Origin of the sequence: Comamonas antarctica (assembly GCF_013363755.1) — a bacterium.
In the GTDB taxonomy this organism is placed as follows: domain Bacteria; phylum Pseudomonadota; class Gammaproteobacteria; order Burkholderiales; family Burkholderiaceae_C; genus Comamonas; species Comamonas antarctica.
This window is the reverse complement of record NZ_CP054841.1, coordinates 503773-518059: the sequence shown is the minus strand read 5'-3', so window position 1 is coordinate 518059 and position 14287 is coordinate 503773. Positions and strand designations below refer to the sequence as shown.

General features: G+C 70.4%; 12 protein-coding genes. 7 read left to right on the top strand and 5 right to left on the bottom strand.

Annotated features, from left to right (window positions below):
• Positions 1-46 precede the first annotated feature (46 nt).
• Both HUK68_RS21695 and HUK68_RS21690 read left to right on the top strand, forming a co-directional pair.
• Positions 47-3133 (top strand): response regulator, encoded by a 3087-nt coding sequence (locus HUK68_RS21695; RefSeq protein ID WP_175506315.1) that lies wholly within the window; start codon positions 47-49, stop codon positions 3131-3133.
• Between the two features lie 2 nt (positions 3134-3135).
• Complete coding sequence (locus HUK68_RS21690) at positions 3136-4176, top strand: L,D-transpeptidase (RefSeq protein WP_175506454.1); 1041 nt, start codon at positions 3136-3138, stop codon at positions 4174-4176.
• Between the two features lie 23 nt (positions 4177-4199).
• On the opposite strand, the gene HUK68_RS21685 is transcribed toward HUK68_RS21690, so the two are convergent.
• Positions 4200-5156, bottom strand: coding sequence for a Bug family tripartite tricarboxylate transporter substrate binding protein (locus HUK68_RS21685; protein ID WP_244146429.1), 957 nt, complete (start codon positions 5154-5156; stop codon positions 4200-4202).
• Between the two features lie 187 nt (positions 5157-5343).
• Here HUK68_RS21685 and HUK68_RS21680 point away from each other — a divergent pair, with 187 nt between their 5' ends.
• From HUK68_RS21680 to HUK68_RS21665, 4 genes are read left to right on the top strand one after another with little or no spacing between them, the layout of a single operon-like run.
• On the top strand, positions 5344-5484 hold the full coding sequence (locus HUK68_RS21680) for a hypothetical protein (RefSeq protein ID WP_175506313.1): 141 nt from the start codon (positions 5344-5346) through the stop codon (positions 5482-5484).
• Between the two features lie 34 nt (positions 5485-5518).
• A complete protein-coding gene (locus HUK68_RS21675; protein ID WP_244146384.1) occupies positions 5519-6250 on the top strand; it encodes a metal ABC transporter ATP-binding protein in 732 nt (243 codons plus the stop codon).
• A complete protein-coding gene (locus tag HUK68_RS21670) occupies positions 6247-7113 on the top strand; it encodes a metal ABC transporter permease (RefSeq protein ID WP_175506452.1) in 867 nt (288 codons plus the stop codon). Before HUK68_RS21675 ends, HUK68_RS21670 begins: the two co-directional genes overlap by 4 nt.
• 52 nt (positions 7114-7165) lie before the next feature.
• Positions 7166-8146: a metal ABC transporter solute-binding protein, Zn/Mn family gene (locus HUK68_RS21665; RefSeq protein ID WP_175506451.1), complete on the top strand. Its 981-nt coding sequence runs from the start codon at positions 7166-7168 to the stop codon at positions 8144-8146.
• 18 nt (positions 8147-8164) lie between these two features.
• Here HUK68_RS21665 and HUK68_RS21660 read toward each other — a convergent pair whose 3' ends face one another.
• Positions 8165-9610, bottom strand: a complete 1446-nt coding sequence (locus tag HUK68_RS21660) for a CoA transferase (RefSeq protein WP_175506312.1) — start codon at positions 9608-9610, stop codon at positions 8165-8167.
• 94 nt (positions 9611-9704) lie between these two features.
• On the opposite strand from HUK68_RS21660, the gene HUK68_RS21655 reads away from it, so the two are divergent.
• Entirely contained in the window at positions 9705-10937 is a 1233-nt protein-coding gene (locus HUK68_RS21655) for a citrate synthase family protein (protein ID WP_244146382.1), read from the top strand.
• A 109-nt stretch (positions 10938-11046) separates the two neighbouring features.
• On the opposite strand, the gene HUK68_RS21650 is transcribed toward HUK68_RS21655, so the two are convergent.
• From HUK68_RS21650 to HUK68_RS21640, 3 genes are all read right to left on the bottom strand, one after another.
• Positions 11047-11679: a class I SAM-dependent DNA methyltransferase gene (locus HUK68_RS21650; protein WP_175506310.1), complete on the bottom strand. Its 633-nt coding sequence runs from the start codon at positions 11677-11679 to the stop codon at positions 11047-11049.
• A 131-nt stretch (positions 11680-11810) separates the two neighbouring features.
• Positions 11811-12683: a pyrroline-5-carboxylate reductase gene (gene proC / locus HUK68_RS21645; RefSeq protein WP_175506309.1), complete on the bottom strand. Its 873-nt coding sequence runs from the start codon at positions 12681-12683 to the stop codon at positions 11811-11813.
• 26 nt (positions 12684-12709) lie between these two features.
• Positions 12710-14287, bottom strand: a complete 1578-nt coding sequence (locus HUK68_RS21640) for a methyl-accepting chemotaxis protein (protein ID WP_175506308.1) — start codon at positions 14285-14287, stop codon at positions 12710-12712.

Sequence of the window (14287 nt, the reverse complement as noted above, 5' to 3'; positions counted from 1 at the left end):
GGACGATCAGCGCGCACTGGAGCGTATCTTTGTAGGGGACAGCGATATGGCCAGGCACATGCGCGCCCACGACTGGGCCGCCACCAGCCTGGGGGACCCGCTGCAGTGGCCGCAGTCGCTCAAGCTGGCGGTGCGCATCCTGCTGACTTCGAAGTTCGAGATGTGGATCGGCTGGGGCCCGGACATCGCCTTTCTCTACAACGATGCCTACCGGCCGACCCTGGGCAGCAAGCATGGCGCCGCGCTGGGCGTGCCCACGCGCGAGCTGTACGCGGAGATCTGGTCGGACATCGAGCCGCGCCTGCGCCGCGTGTACGAGCAGGGCGAAGCTACCTGGGACCGCGCGCTCAAGCTGATCCTGCACCGCCATGGCTATCCCGAGGAGACCTACCACACCTTCTCGTACAGCCCGCTGGTCGGAGACGCCGAGCAGGTCGAAGGCATCTTCTGCGCCGTGAGCGAGGAGACCGAGCGCGTCATCAGCGTCAGACGGCTGGAGACGCTGGAGTCGCTGGCCGGCGCGATTGCCACCACCAATACCTTCGAGACCTTCTTCGCGGCCATTGCCGCGGCGGCGAAGAACGCCAACAAGAGCATCGTGTTCAGCGCGCTGTACCGCTTCGACACCGCAGGCAACGCATCCGCCGTCTATGAGGATCTGGGCGGCGCGGTCGATATCGAGCGCTGGCAGCTGCGCCGCGCCTGTGAATGCCAGCAGATGCTGGTCATCGACATCGATGCCGCCGAAGGCTTTCCCCAAGGCGGCTGGGACATCGCGCCGAAGAAAGCCGTGGTCATCTGCCTGAATGCCGCGGGCAACGAGCAGCCGGTGGGCGCGTTTGTCGTCGGCCTCAATCCCTACCGGCCCTTCGACGACGACTACCAGAGCTTCGTCAAGCTGTTCGTGGGGCAGATCGCCGCGCGCTGGACCACCATCGAGGGCTTCGAGACGGCCCGGCTGCGCGCCAAGGCCTTGAACGAAGCCCTGGCCTTGCGCCAGGAGGCGGCCGACAACCTGGCCCAGGTCAATGAAAGCCTGTCCCGGGAAGTGCTGCTGCGCACCGCGCAGCGCGACCGCGTGCATGCCATGTTCAAGCAGGCGCCGAGCTTCATGGCCCTGCTGTCCGGGCCCGAGCATGTGTTCGAGCTGGCCAACGATGCCTACTGCAGTCTCGTCGGCCCGCGGGACATCATCGGGCGCCCGGTGCGCGAGGTGCTGCCCGATGTCACGGGGCAGGGCTACTTCGAGCTGCTGGACAAGGTCTACAAGACCGGCGAGCCCTTCAAGGGCGAGGCCATGTCGGTGCGCCTGCAGCGCGGCGGCCACGAGGAGGAAAGATTCCTGCACCTGATCTACCAGCCGGTCTTCATCGACGGCCAGGTCGAAGGCATCTTTGTCGATGGCTACGACGTGACGCACCAGAAGAATGCCGAAGATGCGCTGCGCCAGATCAACACGACGCTCGAAGCCCATGTCAAGGAGCGCACCGCCGAGCTGGAGCAGGCGCTCGAGCACCTGCGGCGCGAGGCCGAAGAACGCTCGGTGGCCGAGCGCGCGCTGCAGCGCGCGCAGAAAATGGAGGCGCTGGGCGCGCTGACCGGCGGGGTTGCGCATGATTTCAACAATTCATTGCAGGTCATCAGCGCCAACCTGCAGATCCTGCAGCTCATGCTCGACGGCAATCCGCAGGCGCTCAAACGCATCGAGGGCGCGATGGGCGGCGTGACGCGCGGCGCCAAGCTGGCCTCGCAACTGCTGTCGTTCGGCCGGCGCCAGCCGCTCGAGCCCAAGGTGGTCAACGTCGGCAAGTTCATCCGCGGCCTCGAAGACATGCTGGGCCGCGCGCTGGGCGAGAGCATCGAGCTCGAGACCGTGATCTCGGGCGGGCTCTGGAACACCATGGCCGACCCCAGCCAGGTCGAGAACGCGGTGCTCAATCTGGCCATCAATGCGCGCGATGCGATGGACGGCCGCGGCAAGCTGACCATCGAGGCCGGCAATGCGCTGCTGGACTTCGAGTATTGCAAGCGCCACGAAGACCTCAAGCCCGGCCAGTACGTGGTGATTGCCGTGACCGACAACGGCAGCGGCATGTCGTCCGAGGTGCTGGAGCGCGCCTTCGAGCCGTTCTTCTCCACCAAGCCCGAGGGCAAGGGCACGGGGCTGGGCCTGTCCATGGTCTACGGCTTCGTGAAGCAGTCGGGCGGCCATGCGGCGGTCTACAGCGAAGTCGGCGAAGGCACCACCGTCAAGCTCTATCTGCCGCGCTCCAGCCAGGACGAGGACCCGGCGCCCATCAACTGGTCGAGCGGCCCGATCCAGGGCGGCACCGAGACGGTGCTGGTCGTCGAGGACGACGAGGAGGTGCGCGAGACGGCCGTCGCCACGCTGGTGGGCCTGGGCTACCGCGTGCTGCGCGCCAAGGACGCGGACAGCGCCCTCACGGTGGTCGACAGCGGCGTGCCCATCGATGTGCTGTTCACCGATGTGATGATGCCCGGCAAGCTCAGGAGCCGCGAGCTCGCGCGCAAGGCCAAGCAGCGCCTGCCCGCGCTGGCCGTGCTGTTCACTTCGGGCTATACCGAGAACTCCATCGTGCATGGCGGCCGGCTCGATGAAGGCGTGGAGCTGCTGTCCAAGCCCTACACGCGCGAAGCCCTGGCGCGCCGCATCCGCCACGTGATTGCCGAGGAGGCGCAGCGGCGCCAGTGCCTCGTTGAAATGGTGCAAAGCGCGAAGGGGGTGGCGGCGGCCCATCTCAAGCTGCTGGTCGTGGAAAACGACGACCTGATCCGCACCTCGACGGCCGAGCAACTGCGCCTGTCCGGGCATGTGGTCAGCGAGGCGGCCAATGCCAAGGAAGCCTTTGCGCTGCTGGGCGCGCAGGCGGATTTCGACGCGCTGGTGCTGGATATCGGCCTGCCCGACATGGATGGCGCCGAGCTCGCGCACCGCGCGCTGGCGCTGCACCCGCACCTGGGCATCGTGTTTGCGAGCGGCGCCTCGCCGGCGCAGAACCTGGGACTGCCCAGCGCCGCGCGCTATGTCGTCAAGCCTTACTCCGCGGCGCAGTTGCTGGCCGAGTGCGCGCTGGCGGTCAAGCTGAGCCAGTCGGCGAGAAGCGTGTTTTGAGCATGCAGCAGCGCGCCTTGCCGCGTCGCCGCTGGCTGCATGCGGCCGGCGCCGCAGCGCTGGCCGCGCTCGCGCCGCTGGCCGCACGGGCCGAACCGGTATGGGGCGCAGCCACGTCGAGCCCGGTGGACACGCCGCCCGCGGCGCTCAAGCCCGGGCAGTGGATCTGGGCCGGCGACCAGGCCGCGGCCGGGCCGATGGTCATGGTGGTGAGCCTGAGCGAGCAGCGCGCCTACCTCTACCGCAACGGGCTGCTCGAGGCCGCCACCACGGTCAGCAGCGGCAAGCCCGGGCACCGCACGCCCACCGGTGTCTTCACCATTCTGCAAAAGGACCGGCACCACCATTCAAGCCTCTACGACAACGCGCCGATGCCTTATCAGGAGCGGCTGACCTGGGACGGCATCGCGCTGCATGCCGGCGGCCTGCCGGGCTACCCCGAGTCGCACGGCTGCATCCACCTGCCCACCGCATTTGCGCAGCGCCTGTTTGCGGCGACCACATTGGGCATGACCGTGGTCGTGGCCGCGCAGGGCCAGGCGCCGCAGGCCGTGGCCCATCCCTCGATGCTGGCGCCGGTGAACGCGCGCGGCGCAGCCGACACGGCGGCGGTGACGCCGCTGGGCCCCGACGAGGACAGCCGCTGGCAGCCCGAACGCGCAGCCGACGGGCCGGTCTCGCTGGTGCTCAGCAGCCGCGACCAGCGGCTCGTGGTGCTGCGCGGCGGCGTGGAAATCGGCCGCGCGCGCATCGCGTTGCGCAGTGCCGCGGCCTGGACGGGCACGCACGCGCTGGTCGTGCAGTCGGTGGCGCCGGGCGGCATGCCGCAATGGGTGCTGCTGGGCGTGCCCGGCCATGAAAGCGAGGCCGGCGTGGCGCTGCGGCCCGAGGCCATCGACAACGTGCGCCTCGCGCCCGCCTTTGCCGTGCAGCTGCTGCCGCTGCTGGCGCCGGGCAGCGTGCTGGTGGCCACCGACCAGTCGATCCTGGCGCACACCACGGGCGCGCGCCAGCGCGTGCTCGATGCGCTGCCGCCGCCCTAGGCCGGTGGTGCGCGCCCCGCGGGCTAGTCGATGCGTGCGCCCGAGGCGTCGACGATCTTCTGCCACTGCGCCAGTTCCGCCGGCAGGCCGGCGGCAAAGCTCGCGGGGGTGGACTGCACCGGCTCGGCGCCCAGCGCCCTGAGCCGCTCCTTCATGGCCGGGGTGTTCAACACCTGCGTGATCGACAGGTAGACCTTGTCCACGATGGGCTGGGGCGTGCCGGCCGGCGCCAGCAGGCCATACCACGAGGTCACGGCCAGTTCCTTGAGCACGGGAATCTCCGGCGCCAGCGGCGTGGGCTTGTCCGAGGCCACGCCCAGCACGCGCAGCTTGCCGCTGGTGACAAACGGCATCACGCCGGGAAAGCTGCCGAAGGTCACGGGCAGCTGGCCCGCCACCACATCGGTGGCCGCGGCGGCCGCGCCCTTGTAGGGCACATGCAGCAGGTTGACGCCGCGCTGCTTTTTCAGCATCTCGCCCAGCAGATGGTTCAGCGTGCCGTTGCCCGCCGAGGCGTACTCCACCTGGCCGGGATGGGTCTTGGCGTAGGCCACCAGTTCGTCCAGCGTCTTGGCGGGGAACTTCGGATTGACCACCAGCAGATAGGGCGCCACCGCCAGCTGCATCACCGGCGTGAAGTCCTTGATCGGATCGAAGGGAATCCGGGTGTAGAGCGCGGGGTTGATGGTGTGCGCGCTTTGCGCCGTCACCAGGAAGGTGTAGCCGTCGGCAGCGCTGCGCGCCACCTGGCTGGTGCCGAGATTGCCGTTGGCGCCGGGGCGGTTTTCCACGATCACCGGCTGTCCCAGCGTGCTGCCCAGGCTCTGCGCCACGGCACGCGCAATGACGTCGTTGGCGCCGCCAGGGCTTTGCGGCACCACGAAGGTGATGGGTTTGACAGGCCACGGGCCCACGCCCTGTGCCAGGGCCAGGCCGTTGCCCAGCGCGGCGCACAAGGCGCCCACGGCGGCGCAGGCCATCACGGTGCGGCGATGCATCATCGAATTGGTCTCCTCTGGTTGTTGGTCGCCAAGTATCGCCCAAGGCCGGGCGCGCGCGGGAAGTCGCTGCGGCTGCTGCGCCGCCTGCGCCCGATCCGTCATCGCCGGCTGAAAATTGTTATAACATCACATGTTATGAAATCACAGTCGTCGATGGATGCTGAAAATGCTTTGGACAAGACCCGAGGGTGGCCGGAGTGCGCACCGCGTGCGCCTGCTGCAGGCCGCTGCCGCCGTGCGCTGCCTCGTGGCCGCCGCCGTGGCCGCGCTGCTGTGGCTGGCGCTGGCCTGGGCCATGAGGAGCTAGCAAAGGCAGGAAGGCCAGGAAGGGCAGGGCGCGCATGATGCGAATGGACCGCATGGAGCCGCTGCAGCCGGCGCAGGCTGGCGCCGACCTGAGTCTCGATCGGGTGAGCCTGGGCTATGGCGCGCGCCTGGCCGTGCAGGACCTCAGCGGGCACTTCGCGCGGGGTTCGATGACGGCCGTCATCGGCCCCAACGGCGGCGGCAAGTCGACCCTGCTCAAGGGGCTGCTGGGCCTGCTGCGGCCGCTGCGCGGCAGCATTGCGTCGCGCCATCCGCGGCCGGCGCTGGGCTATCTGCCCCAGGCCGGCGGGGTGGACCCGCAGTTCCCGGTCAGCGTCGAGGATTTCGTCGCGGTGGGACTGTGGCCGCGCATCGGCGCTTTCGGCCGGGTGACACCGCCGCTGGCCGAGCGCGTGCGCGCGGCCATTGCCGCCGTCGGCCTGCAGGGATTGCAGGCGCACTACATCGGCGAGCTCTCGGGTGGGCAGTTCCAGCGCATGCGCTTTGCGCGCCTGCTGGTGCAGGACCCGCCGGTCGTGCTGCTGGACGAGCCGCTGGCGGGCGTCGACGAGGCCACGGCCCAAGCGCTGCTGCAACTGCTGCAGGACTGGCATGTGCAGGGCAAGACGGTGATCGCGGTGCTGCATGAGCGCGAGCGCGTGCGCAGCCACTTCCCGCAGACGCTGGCGCTGGCCGGGCGGATGCGGGGCTGGGGCGAGACGCGCGCCGTGCTCGAGGCCCTCGAGGACGCGGAGTGGCCGCGATGATTGCCGAGCTGTGGCTGCCGTTTGCCGACTATGGCTTCATGCGGCGGGCGCTGGCCGGCTGCCTGGCGCTGAGCGCCGGCGCCGCGCCGCTGGGCACGATCTTGCTGCTGCGGCGCATGAGCCTGGTGGGCGATGCGATGTCGCACGCCATCCTGCCCGGCGCGGCGCTGGGCTATCTGTTTTTCGGCCTGTCGCTGGGCGCCATGACGCTGGGCGGGCTGCTGGCCGGCCTGCTGGTGGCGCTGCTGTCGGGCATGGTCACGCGGCACACGGCGCTGCGCGAGGATGCGAGCTTTGCCGGCTTCTATCTGATCTCGCTGGCGCTCGGCGTGCTGCTGATCTCGCTGCGCGGCTCGAATGTCGATCTGCTGCATGTGCTGTTCGGCTCGGTGCTGGCGCTCGACAACCCGACCCTGCTGCTGACCGGGGGCATTGCCACGGCCACGCTGCTGGCGCTGGCGCTGATCTACCGGCCGCTGATCGTTGAATGCTTCGATCCCGGCTTCCTGCGCCTGCAAGGGCGCCAGGGCGCGCTGGCGCATGCCGTCTTCATGCTGCTGCTGGTGCTCAATCTGGTGGGCGGCTTTCACTCGCTGGGCACGCTGATGGCCGTGGCCTTTGCCGTGCTGCCCGCCGCGGCGGCGCGCTTTTGGCAGCGCAGCGTGGGCGCGCAGATGGCGCTGGCCGTGGCGCTGGCGGTGCTGGGCAGCGTGCTCGGGCTGCTGACCTCGTTCCACCTGGGCATTGCCGCCTCGGCCGCCATCACGCTGAGCCTGGGCGCGCTGTACGCGCTGTCGCTGCTGGCCGGCGCGCACGGCAGCGTGCGCGCGCTGCGCCGGCCCGGCGCGCAAGAATCCTGTTGACTGGAGCTTTGTCTTGAACCACCTCCCACTTTCCCGCCGCAGCCTGCTGGGCATGGCCTTGGCCACGGCCGCCACGGCCGCCACGGCCGCCACGGCCGCCACGGCCGCCACGGCCGCCACGGCCGGCCACGCCGCCGCTGCCCGCCTGCCCGTCGTGGCCAGCTTTTCGATTCTTGCCGATCTGGCGCGCGAAGTCGGCGGCGAAATGGTGGACGTCACCGCGCTGGTCGGCCCCGATGGCGACGCCCATGTGTTCGAGCCCACGCCGCGCCAGGCGCGGCAGTTGCAGCAGGCGCGGGTGCTGGTCAGCAACGGCCTGGGGTTCGAGCCCTGGCTGCCGCGGCTGAAGAACGCGGCAGGCTTCGGCGGCGTGGAAATCGTTGCCGCGCAAGGCATCGCGCCGCGCGCCATGCCCGCATCGGCCCACGGCGAGCACGCCCATGGCCATGCGCATGGCCACGCGCACGCCCATGCCCACGGCGGCGCCGACCCGCATGCCTGGCAGGACGTGCGCAATGCCATTGCCTATGTGGGCAACATCGCCCGCGGCCTGGCCCAGGCCGACCCGGCCAACGCCGCGCGCTACCGCCAGCGCGCCACCGGCTATGGGGCGCGCCTCGCGGCGCTCGATGCGCAGCTGCGCGCGCAGTTCGCGGGCCTGCCACCGCAGCGCCGCAGCGTGGTCTCGACGCATGATGCGTTTGGCTACTTCGCGCAGGCCTATGGGCTGCGCTTCATCCCGGTGCGCGGGCTGTCCACCGAGGCCGAACCCTCGGCGCGCGATCTGGCGCAGCTGATACGGCAGGTGCGCCAGGAACGCGTTGGCGCCATCTTCCTCGAGAACATTTCCGATCCGCGCCTGCTCGAGCAACTCGCGCGCGAGACCGGCGTGGCCCTGGGCGGGCGCCTGTATTCGGATGCGCTGTCTGCGCCCGGCGGGCCGGCGGCGACCTATGTCGAGATGATGCAGGCCAACGCCGCGCGGCTGCTCCAGGCGCTGGCGCCGGCCAGCGGCAGCGGCATCCCGCGCTGAGACCCGCCGCGCCCGCCGCTAGGACCAGCAGGGGGCGTCTGTACCGGGGCGAACGACGGGCCGGCGCCAACGCGCCGGGGTCCGCGACAGCACGGCGCTCGGCCGCACTGCACGCAGTTCGCCATAGCCACTGGCGACCGTCTCCAGCCAGGGCTCGATCCAGTCGGTCGTGCCCGCCGCGCCTGGCGGGTGCGGCACCGGCACCCGCCCCAGCGCCACCAGCCACTGCGCGACGCGCGCCAGCGAGACCTCGACATGCCAGGTCCCGCCCTGGGTGGCCTGGCGCAGCAGGGCGGACTGTATGCCAAACGCCAAAAGGTAGCCGGCGCCGTAGTCGAGAATCTGCATCGGCAAGGCCCTGGGCGTGGCGTCGCCGAAGGCCTGTGCTTCCGCCAGGTTCAGTCCGCTCACCGCCTGCACCAGGGAGTCGAAGCCGCGCTGGTCGGCCCAGGGCCCGCTGCGTCCGTAGGCCGACAGGCTGGCGTAGACGATTCCGGGAGCGGTGCGCGCCACGGCGTCCACGCCCAGGCCCAGGGCCTGCAGGCTCCCCGGCCGGTAGCCTTGCACAAACACATGCGCATGCGGCAGCAGGCGCTGCATCTGCGCCATCGCGTCGCCGCTGCGCAGATCCAGCAGCGCCGAGCGCTTGCCACGGCTCAGATCGGCAATGGCTTCGATGTTCGGCAGGTGCGGCGCATTGACCATCAACACCTCGGCACCATAGGCCGCCAGGGTCCGCGTGGCCACCGGCCCCGCGAGGATGCGGGTGAGGTCAAGAATGCGCAGACCCTCCAAGGGCAGCGCCGCGCAGCCGCTGGCCGGCCAGGCACGCGGTGGCGCGGCATGGCCGGCATCGAGCTGGGTGATGGCTAGCAGCGGCTGGGTGCGCAGCGCGGCGCACTGCGGGTGCTGCGCCCATTCCTCCAGGCTGCGCACTGCGGCCACCACCAGCCCCGCCGCGGTGGCGCGGGCCTCGAAATCCAGCGCGTTCCAGCCGCGCAATGCCTGGGCGACCTGGTCCCGGGACATGTGCGGGCCCGGCGCCAGCCCCAGCAGGCGCAGCGCGCCATCGCGGTGATGCTCGAAATTGGCGTGGATGCGCACCCAGCCGGGCTGCGCGATGGCCTCGCCGCAGGCATACAGCCCGGAGATCGGCGCCCACGAGGGCGGGCGCAGGCCGTCCAGCGTGAAATAGCCGGTGGTTTCGGCCAGCACGGGCGCGATGTCCACGGCCACCTCCTGCGCCGGCCACTGCGGCTGCCGCAGGGCGCCGATTTCGGTCGCCGCGAGCGCACCGGCAGCGGCGCTGGCCTGCGCCAGGGTGGCTGCCGCGAAGCTGCTGCGCAGATGGTCGCTGGATCCGGTCAGATGCGCGCGGCGCAGCGCACTGGCATCGAGCCGGGCTTCGTGCCACAAGGCTTCGAGCACGGCCATGGAGGAGGGGGGTGTGGAAGAAGCGGTCATGGCGCGCAAGGATTGCTGGTCGCACCGCCAGCGTCAATCTTGATCGGGCCGATCGACCTGGCTGCCGGCTTGGAAAAAGCACAGAATGCAGGCCGTGAACTCCCTCTCCCACGACTCTCCCTGGCTGTCGGCCGAGGACGCGGCCGCCCTGTTGAAGGTGCGGCGCAGCAGCCTGTACAGCTATGTGAGCCGCGGCCTGCTGCGGGCGCAGTCGATGGCGGGCCAGCGCGGCAAGCGTTATCTGCAAAGCGATGTGCTGCGCCTGGCCCGGCAGCGGCAGACGGTGCGCAATCCCGCATCGCTGGCCCAGTCGACGCTCGATTGGGGCCAGCCGGTGATGGCCTCGTCCCTGACCCTGGTGCGGGGCGGGCGCCTTTATTACCGCGGCCGCGACGCGCTGCAGTGGGCGGAACACGCAAGCCTCGAACAGACCGCTGAATGGATGTGGCAAGGCGTCGCATTCGAGCCGCGCCCGGCGGTGGATCACGCGGCAGTGGCGCCCCCGGCTGGCCACAGGCCAGCCAGCCTGCCGGATTTCGCCTGCATCCTGGCGGCCTGGCATGCGCAGGCGCAGCCCGACCAGCCGCAGGCCTTGCTCCAGGCCATGGCCACCGCACTGCTGGGCGCGCCATCCCATGAGAGCTCACAGCCGGCACATGAGCACCTCGCGCAGCGCTGGCGCCTGGATGCCCCGGGCGCCAGCAGCCTGCGCCGCGCGCTGGTGCTGTGCGCCGACCATGAGTTCAATGCCTCGAGCTTCGCGACGCGCGTGGTGGCCTCCACGGGCGCGAGCCTGCAGGCCTGCGTGGGCGCCGGCCTGGCCGCACTGTCCGGCCCAATGCATGGCGGTGTCACGCGGCAGATCGACCGGCAATGGGAGGCATGGCATGCCCAGAGCACGCTGGCGCCCTCGCTCGCGCTGCTGCTCAGGGATGCCCGCTCGGGCCATGCGCCCGCCGGCTTCACCGGCTTTGGCCACCCGCTCTATCCCCAGGGCGATCCGCGCGCCCAGGCAATACTGCAGCAGTTGCCGCCCGACCCGGGGCGCGAGCGTCTGATCGACCAGGTTTACGCGCACGCCGGCCTGCTGCCCAGCCTGGACTATGCGCTGGTGGCGTTGCAGCGCAGCTGGCGCCTGCCGCCCGGGGCGGCGTTCGCGGTCTTTGCGCTGGGCCGCACGGTGGGCTGGATCGCGCATGCGTTGGAGCAGCGCGCTTCGGGCCAGCTGATACGCCCGCGCGCGGTCTATAGCGGGCCGGACCCGGCCGCGGACGCCGGCAGTTCGGCGTCCGCGAGCGGTTCGGGCCGTATCGTGCGCTTTCGCTAGCCGGGTGCCGGGGTTTCGGCGTGCCTTCTTGGCTTGCGGTGTGCGCTGCCGAGCCACAGCATCAAGGCGGCTGCCAGGCGTCGCGTTCCAAACCGCGCGGCACAGCGCATCATGCCGCGATGGCGGCACTGCGTTGGACGATGACCACCAGATGCTTGAGCGGATACTGGTCGAATTCAAGATGCCGGCAGACACAGCCGGCTTGCTTGACGACAGCCAGCAAGCCGGGCACGCCCAGCGTGCTGTAGGAAACCTCCACGCCCATGGAGGAATCCACATGGCTGCCTTCGGCATCGAGTCCCCCGGCCGTGAAAAGAAACACGCCGCCGGGCTCCAGGGCCTGCATCAGCTTCAGCATCAGCGCCCGCTGCTGTCCAAGGTCGACATGCCAGATGCTGTCCCAGGCAGCGATGAAGCGATAGCCGCGTTGCGCACGCCATGCGCACACATCGGCGTGCTGCAATAGCACTGCCGGGTCGGCCCGCCGGGCCATGGCAATCATGCGCTGCGAGATGTCGACGCCCTCGAGACGCAATTCGCGCGCGCGCAGCAACGCATTGAAGCGCGTATTGCAGCCGCAGCCGACGTTGAGTGCCCATCCTTCGCCTTCGCCCAGAAAACGCAGCGCGCGCCTGAACTGCTCGACGCCGTCATCGGGGTTGAATGTTCCATCGCGCCATCGGTCTGCAAGCTGATCGTAAGCCGACGCGATGGCCGCATGTTGCTGTGACTTTGGGTGCATGAGGTGCCTTTCGTCGCGCCATGTTCGCAGTGCGGGCCGCGGCGCAGGCGACTCCGGAGGCGAATGCCGGGAAGTCTCCGACGCTACCAGACCTCGCGTGCGCAGGAGCGTTCAAGGAGGGGGCGCCGGGCCTAGCTGCGCGCTGCTGGAAGCTCCGCGAGACCGGACGGCGCATTGCCGAATTCATCGCCCAGCGCGCGGGCGCGGTCCCTCGCGGCATGCAGGGCGCGCATGAAATGCCAGTCGATCCGGCTGTGCTGCATCGATGTGATGGCGGCGTGCGTCGTGCCGCCCTTCGAGGTCACGCGCCGGCGCAGCAGTTCGGGCGGTTCAGCCGACCGGTGCGCCAGTTCGGCCGCGCCGGCAAAGGTCGCCACGGCCAACTGGTGCGCCTGATCCCGTGTGAGCCCCATGTCGCTGCCGGCCTGGGTCATGGCCTGCAGGAAGAAGTAGACATATGCGGGGCCCGAACCCGAAAGCGCCGTCGCGGCGTCGAGCTGCGCTTCGTCATCCATCCACAGGTACTCGCCCGTGGTGGCGATCACCTGCTCGACGTCGGCGCGTTCGGCGGCCGTGATGGCTGCGCGCGCAAAGAGTGCGGTCATGCCGCGGCCGATGAGCGCCGGCGTATTGGGCATGGCGCGCACCACGCGCTGCGAGCCGACCCACTCGGCGATGCTGTCGGAGCGCACGCCCGCAGCCACGCTCAGATGCATGGCATGGCGCGTGAAGCTGCCGGCTGCGGCCGCCGCCTGGCGCAGCATCTGGGGCTTGACGGCCCAGACCACCAGGCGGGCGCGCTCCAGCGCGGCGCCGGGCTCGGCCAAGGCGGTGATGCCATGGGCTTGCAGCAGCGCCGCGCGCGCCTCGTCCCAGGGCTCGGCCACGGCAATGCGCGCCGCGGGCATTCCCTGGCGGATCAGGCCGCCAATGATGGCGCTGGCCATGTTGCCGCCGCCGATGAAGGCAATGGTGTCGAAAGAGGATTCAGTGGACGCAGCCATGTGTGACAGAAAGACAGTTGAAGGAATCAGTGCCCAAGGGCACCGGTGTGCGGCGCGAAATCGCCCAGGGCAAACACGCGCACGCTTTGCGCCAGTCCCCGGGCTTCGGCATGCAGGGCGCTGGCGGCGCTGCTGGCGGCATCGACCAGCGCCGCGTTCTCCTGCGTGTTGCGGTCCATCTCGGCCAGCGCCGCATGGACCTGGGCCACGCCACGGCTTTGTTCCCGGCTCGCGACGGCAATCGCATCGGCGTTGCCCACCACCTGCTGCACGCGCTCAACGACCTGCTGCATCGTTGCTCCCGCCTGCGTCACCAGGGCGCTGCCCGCGTCGACGCGCGCCGTGGAGTGCGCAATCAAGGCCTTGATCTCGCGTGCCGCCTGGGCACTGCGGCCGGCCAGCTCCCGCACCTGCGCTGCCACCACCGAGAAGCCGCGCCCTTGCTCGCCCGCGCGCGCGGCTTCCACGGCAGCGTTCAGCGCCAGCAGATTGGTCTGGAAGGCAATGCCGTCGATCACGGCGACGATCTCGTTGACGTTGCGCGCTGCGGCCTGGATGTCGGCCATGGTCTGCACCACGCGGCCGACCGCGGCGCCGCAATCGAGCGCGACGCCGCTGGCGGACTGGGCCTGCCGGCGTGCCTGCTCGGCGTGCTCGGCATTGCGCTGAACGGCCACGGCAATCTGCTCCATGGCGGCGGCGGTTTCGACGAGCGCCGCGGCCTGTTCGGCGGTGCGCTGCGCGAGTTCGGCATTGCCGCCGGCAATGCGTGTGGCGGCGCTATCCAGGCCGTCGGTGCCGCGGCGCACGCCCTGCACGATGTCGCACAGGCCATCGTTCATGCGCTGCAGCGCGGCCAGCAGCTGGCCGGTTTCGTCGCCCGACGCGACTTCGATGCGCTGCGTCAGGTCGCCGGCGGCCACGCGCTCGGCGATCCGCACCGCCTGGCCCAGCGGCCGCACCATGGCGCGTGCCAGCCAGCCGCCCAGCCCCAGCGCCAGCAGCACCCCGGCCGCGACGACCAGCAGCGACAGCGCACGCACCTGGGCATAGTCTTGCTGCGACTGGGCATACAGCGCCTGGCCGGCCTCGCGCTGTACCGCCATGAGTTGCTCGATGGTCTGGCGCGCCGGCTGGTACAGCGGCAGCAGGGTCTGGCCATAGAGCTCGGTGGCACCCGGCAGGTTCACGGCCTGCAGCGCGTCCAGCGCGGGCTGCACGCCTTCGCCGCGCAAGCGTGCGTACTCCGCCGAGAAGCGCTGCGCGAGACGGCGCTCGGCGTCGCTCAAGCGGCCGCCCAGGTATTCGCGCCAGGCCGATTCGCCCCGGGCCAGCGTGCGGCCCAGGGCCGCGAGGTCCTGATCGATGTTGCCGGGGTCGGCCAGCACCGAGAGCACGCCGTAGCGGCCCAGATCCACCGCCTGCGCGACCTGTGCCAGCTGCTGCATCGGCACCAGGCGCTGGTCGACCAGCGCCTGCAGGGCAGCGTTGCTGCGCTGCAGGCTGAGCAACCCCAGTCCGCCGGTCGCGGCCAACAGCACGGCCAGTCCGGCCACGAGGGCCAGCAGGCGGGCCCGCAGCGTGATGCGCGTGAGCATGGCCAT

Bases quoted from the DNA above. Each gene is read 5' to 3' on its own strand.
- HUK68_RS21695 (WP_175506315.1), top strand. From the start codon at position 47: ATGGCCAGGCACATGCGCGCCCACGACTGGGCCGCCACCAGCCTGGGG.
- HUK68_RS21690 (WP_175506454.1), top strand. From the start codon at position 3,136: ATGCAGCAGCGCGCCTTGCCGCGTCGCCGCTGGCTGCATGCGGCCGGC.
- HUK68_RS21685 (WP_244146429.1), bottom strand. From the start codon at position 5,156: ATGGCCTGCGCCGCCGTGGGCGCCTTGTGCGCCGCGCTGGGCAACGGC.
- HUK68_RS21680 (WP_175506313.1), top strand. From the start codon at position 5,344: ATGCTTTGGACAAGACCCGAGGGTGGCCGGAGTGCGCACCGCGTGCGC.
- HUK68_RS21675 (WP_244146384.1), top strand. From the start codon at position 5,519: ATGATGCGAATGGACCGCATGGAGCCGCTGCAGCCGGCGCAGGCTGGC.
- HUK68_RS21670 (WP_175506452.1), top strand. From the start codon at position 6,247: ATGATTGCCGAGCTGTGGCTGCCGTTTGCCGACTATGGCTTCATGCGG.
- HUK68_RS21665 (WP_175506451.1), top strand. From the start codon at position 7,166: ATGGCCTTGGCCACGGCCGCCACGGCCGCCACGGCCGCCACGGCCGCC.
- HUK68_RS21660 (WP_175506312.1), bottom strand. From the start codon at position 9,610: ATGACCGCTTCTTCCACACCCCCCTCCTCCATGGCCGTGCTCGAAGCC.
- HUK68_RS21650 (WP_175506310.1), bottom strand. From the start codon at position 11,679: ATGCACCCAAAGTCACAGCAACATGCGGCCATCGCGTCGGCTTACGAT.
- proC (WP_175506309.1), bottom strand. From the start codon at position 12,683: ATGGCTGCGTCCACTGAATCCTCTTTCGACACCATTGCCTTCATCGGC.
- HUK68_RS21640 (WP_175506308.1), bottom strand. From the start codon at position 14,287: ATGGCCATGCTCACGCGCATCACGCTGCGGGCCCGCCTGCTGGCCCTC.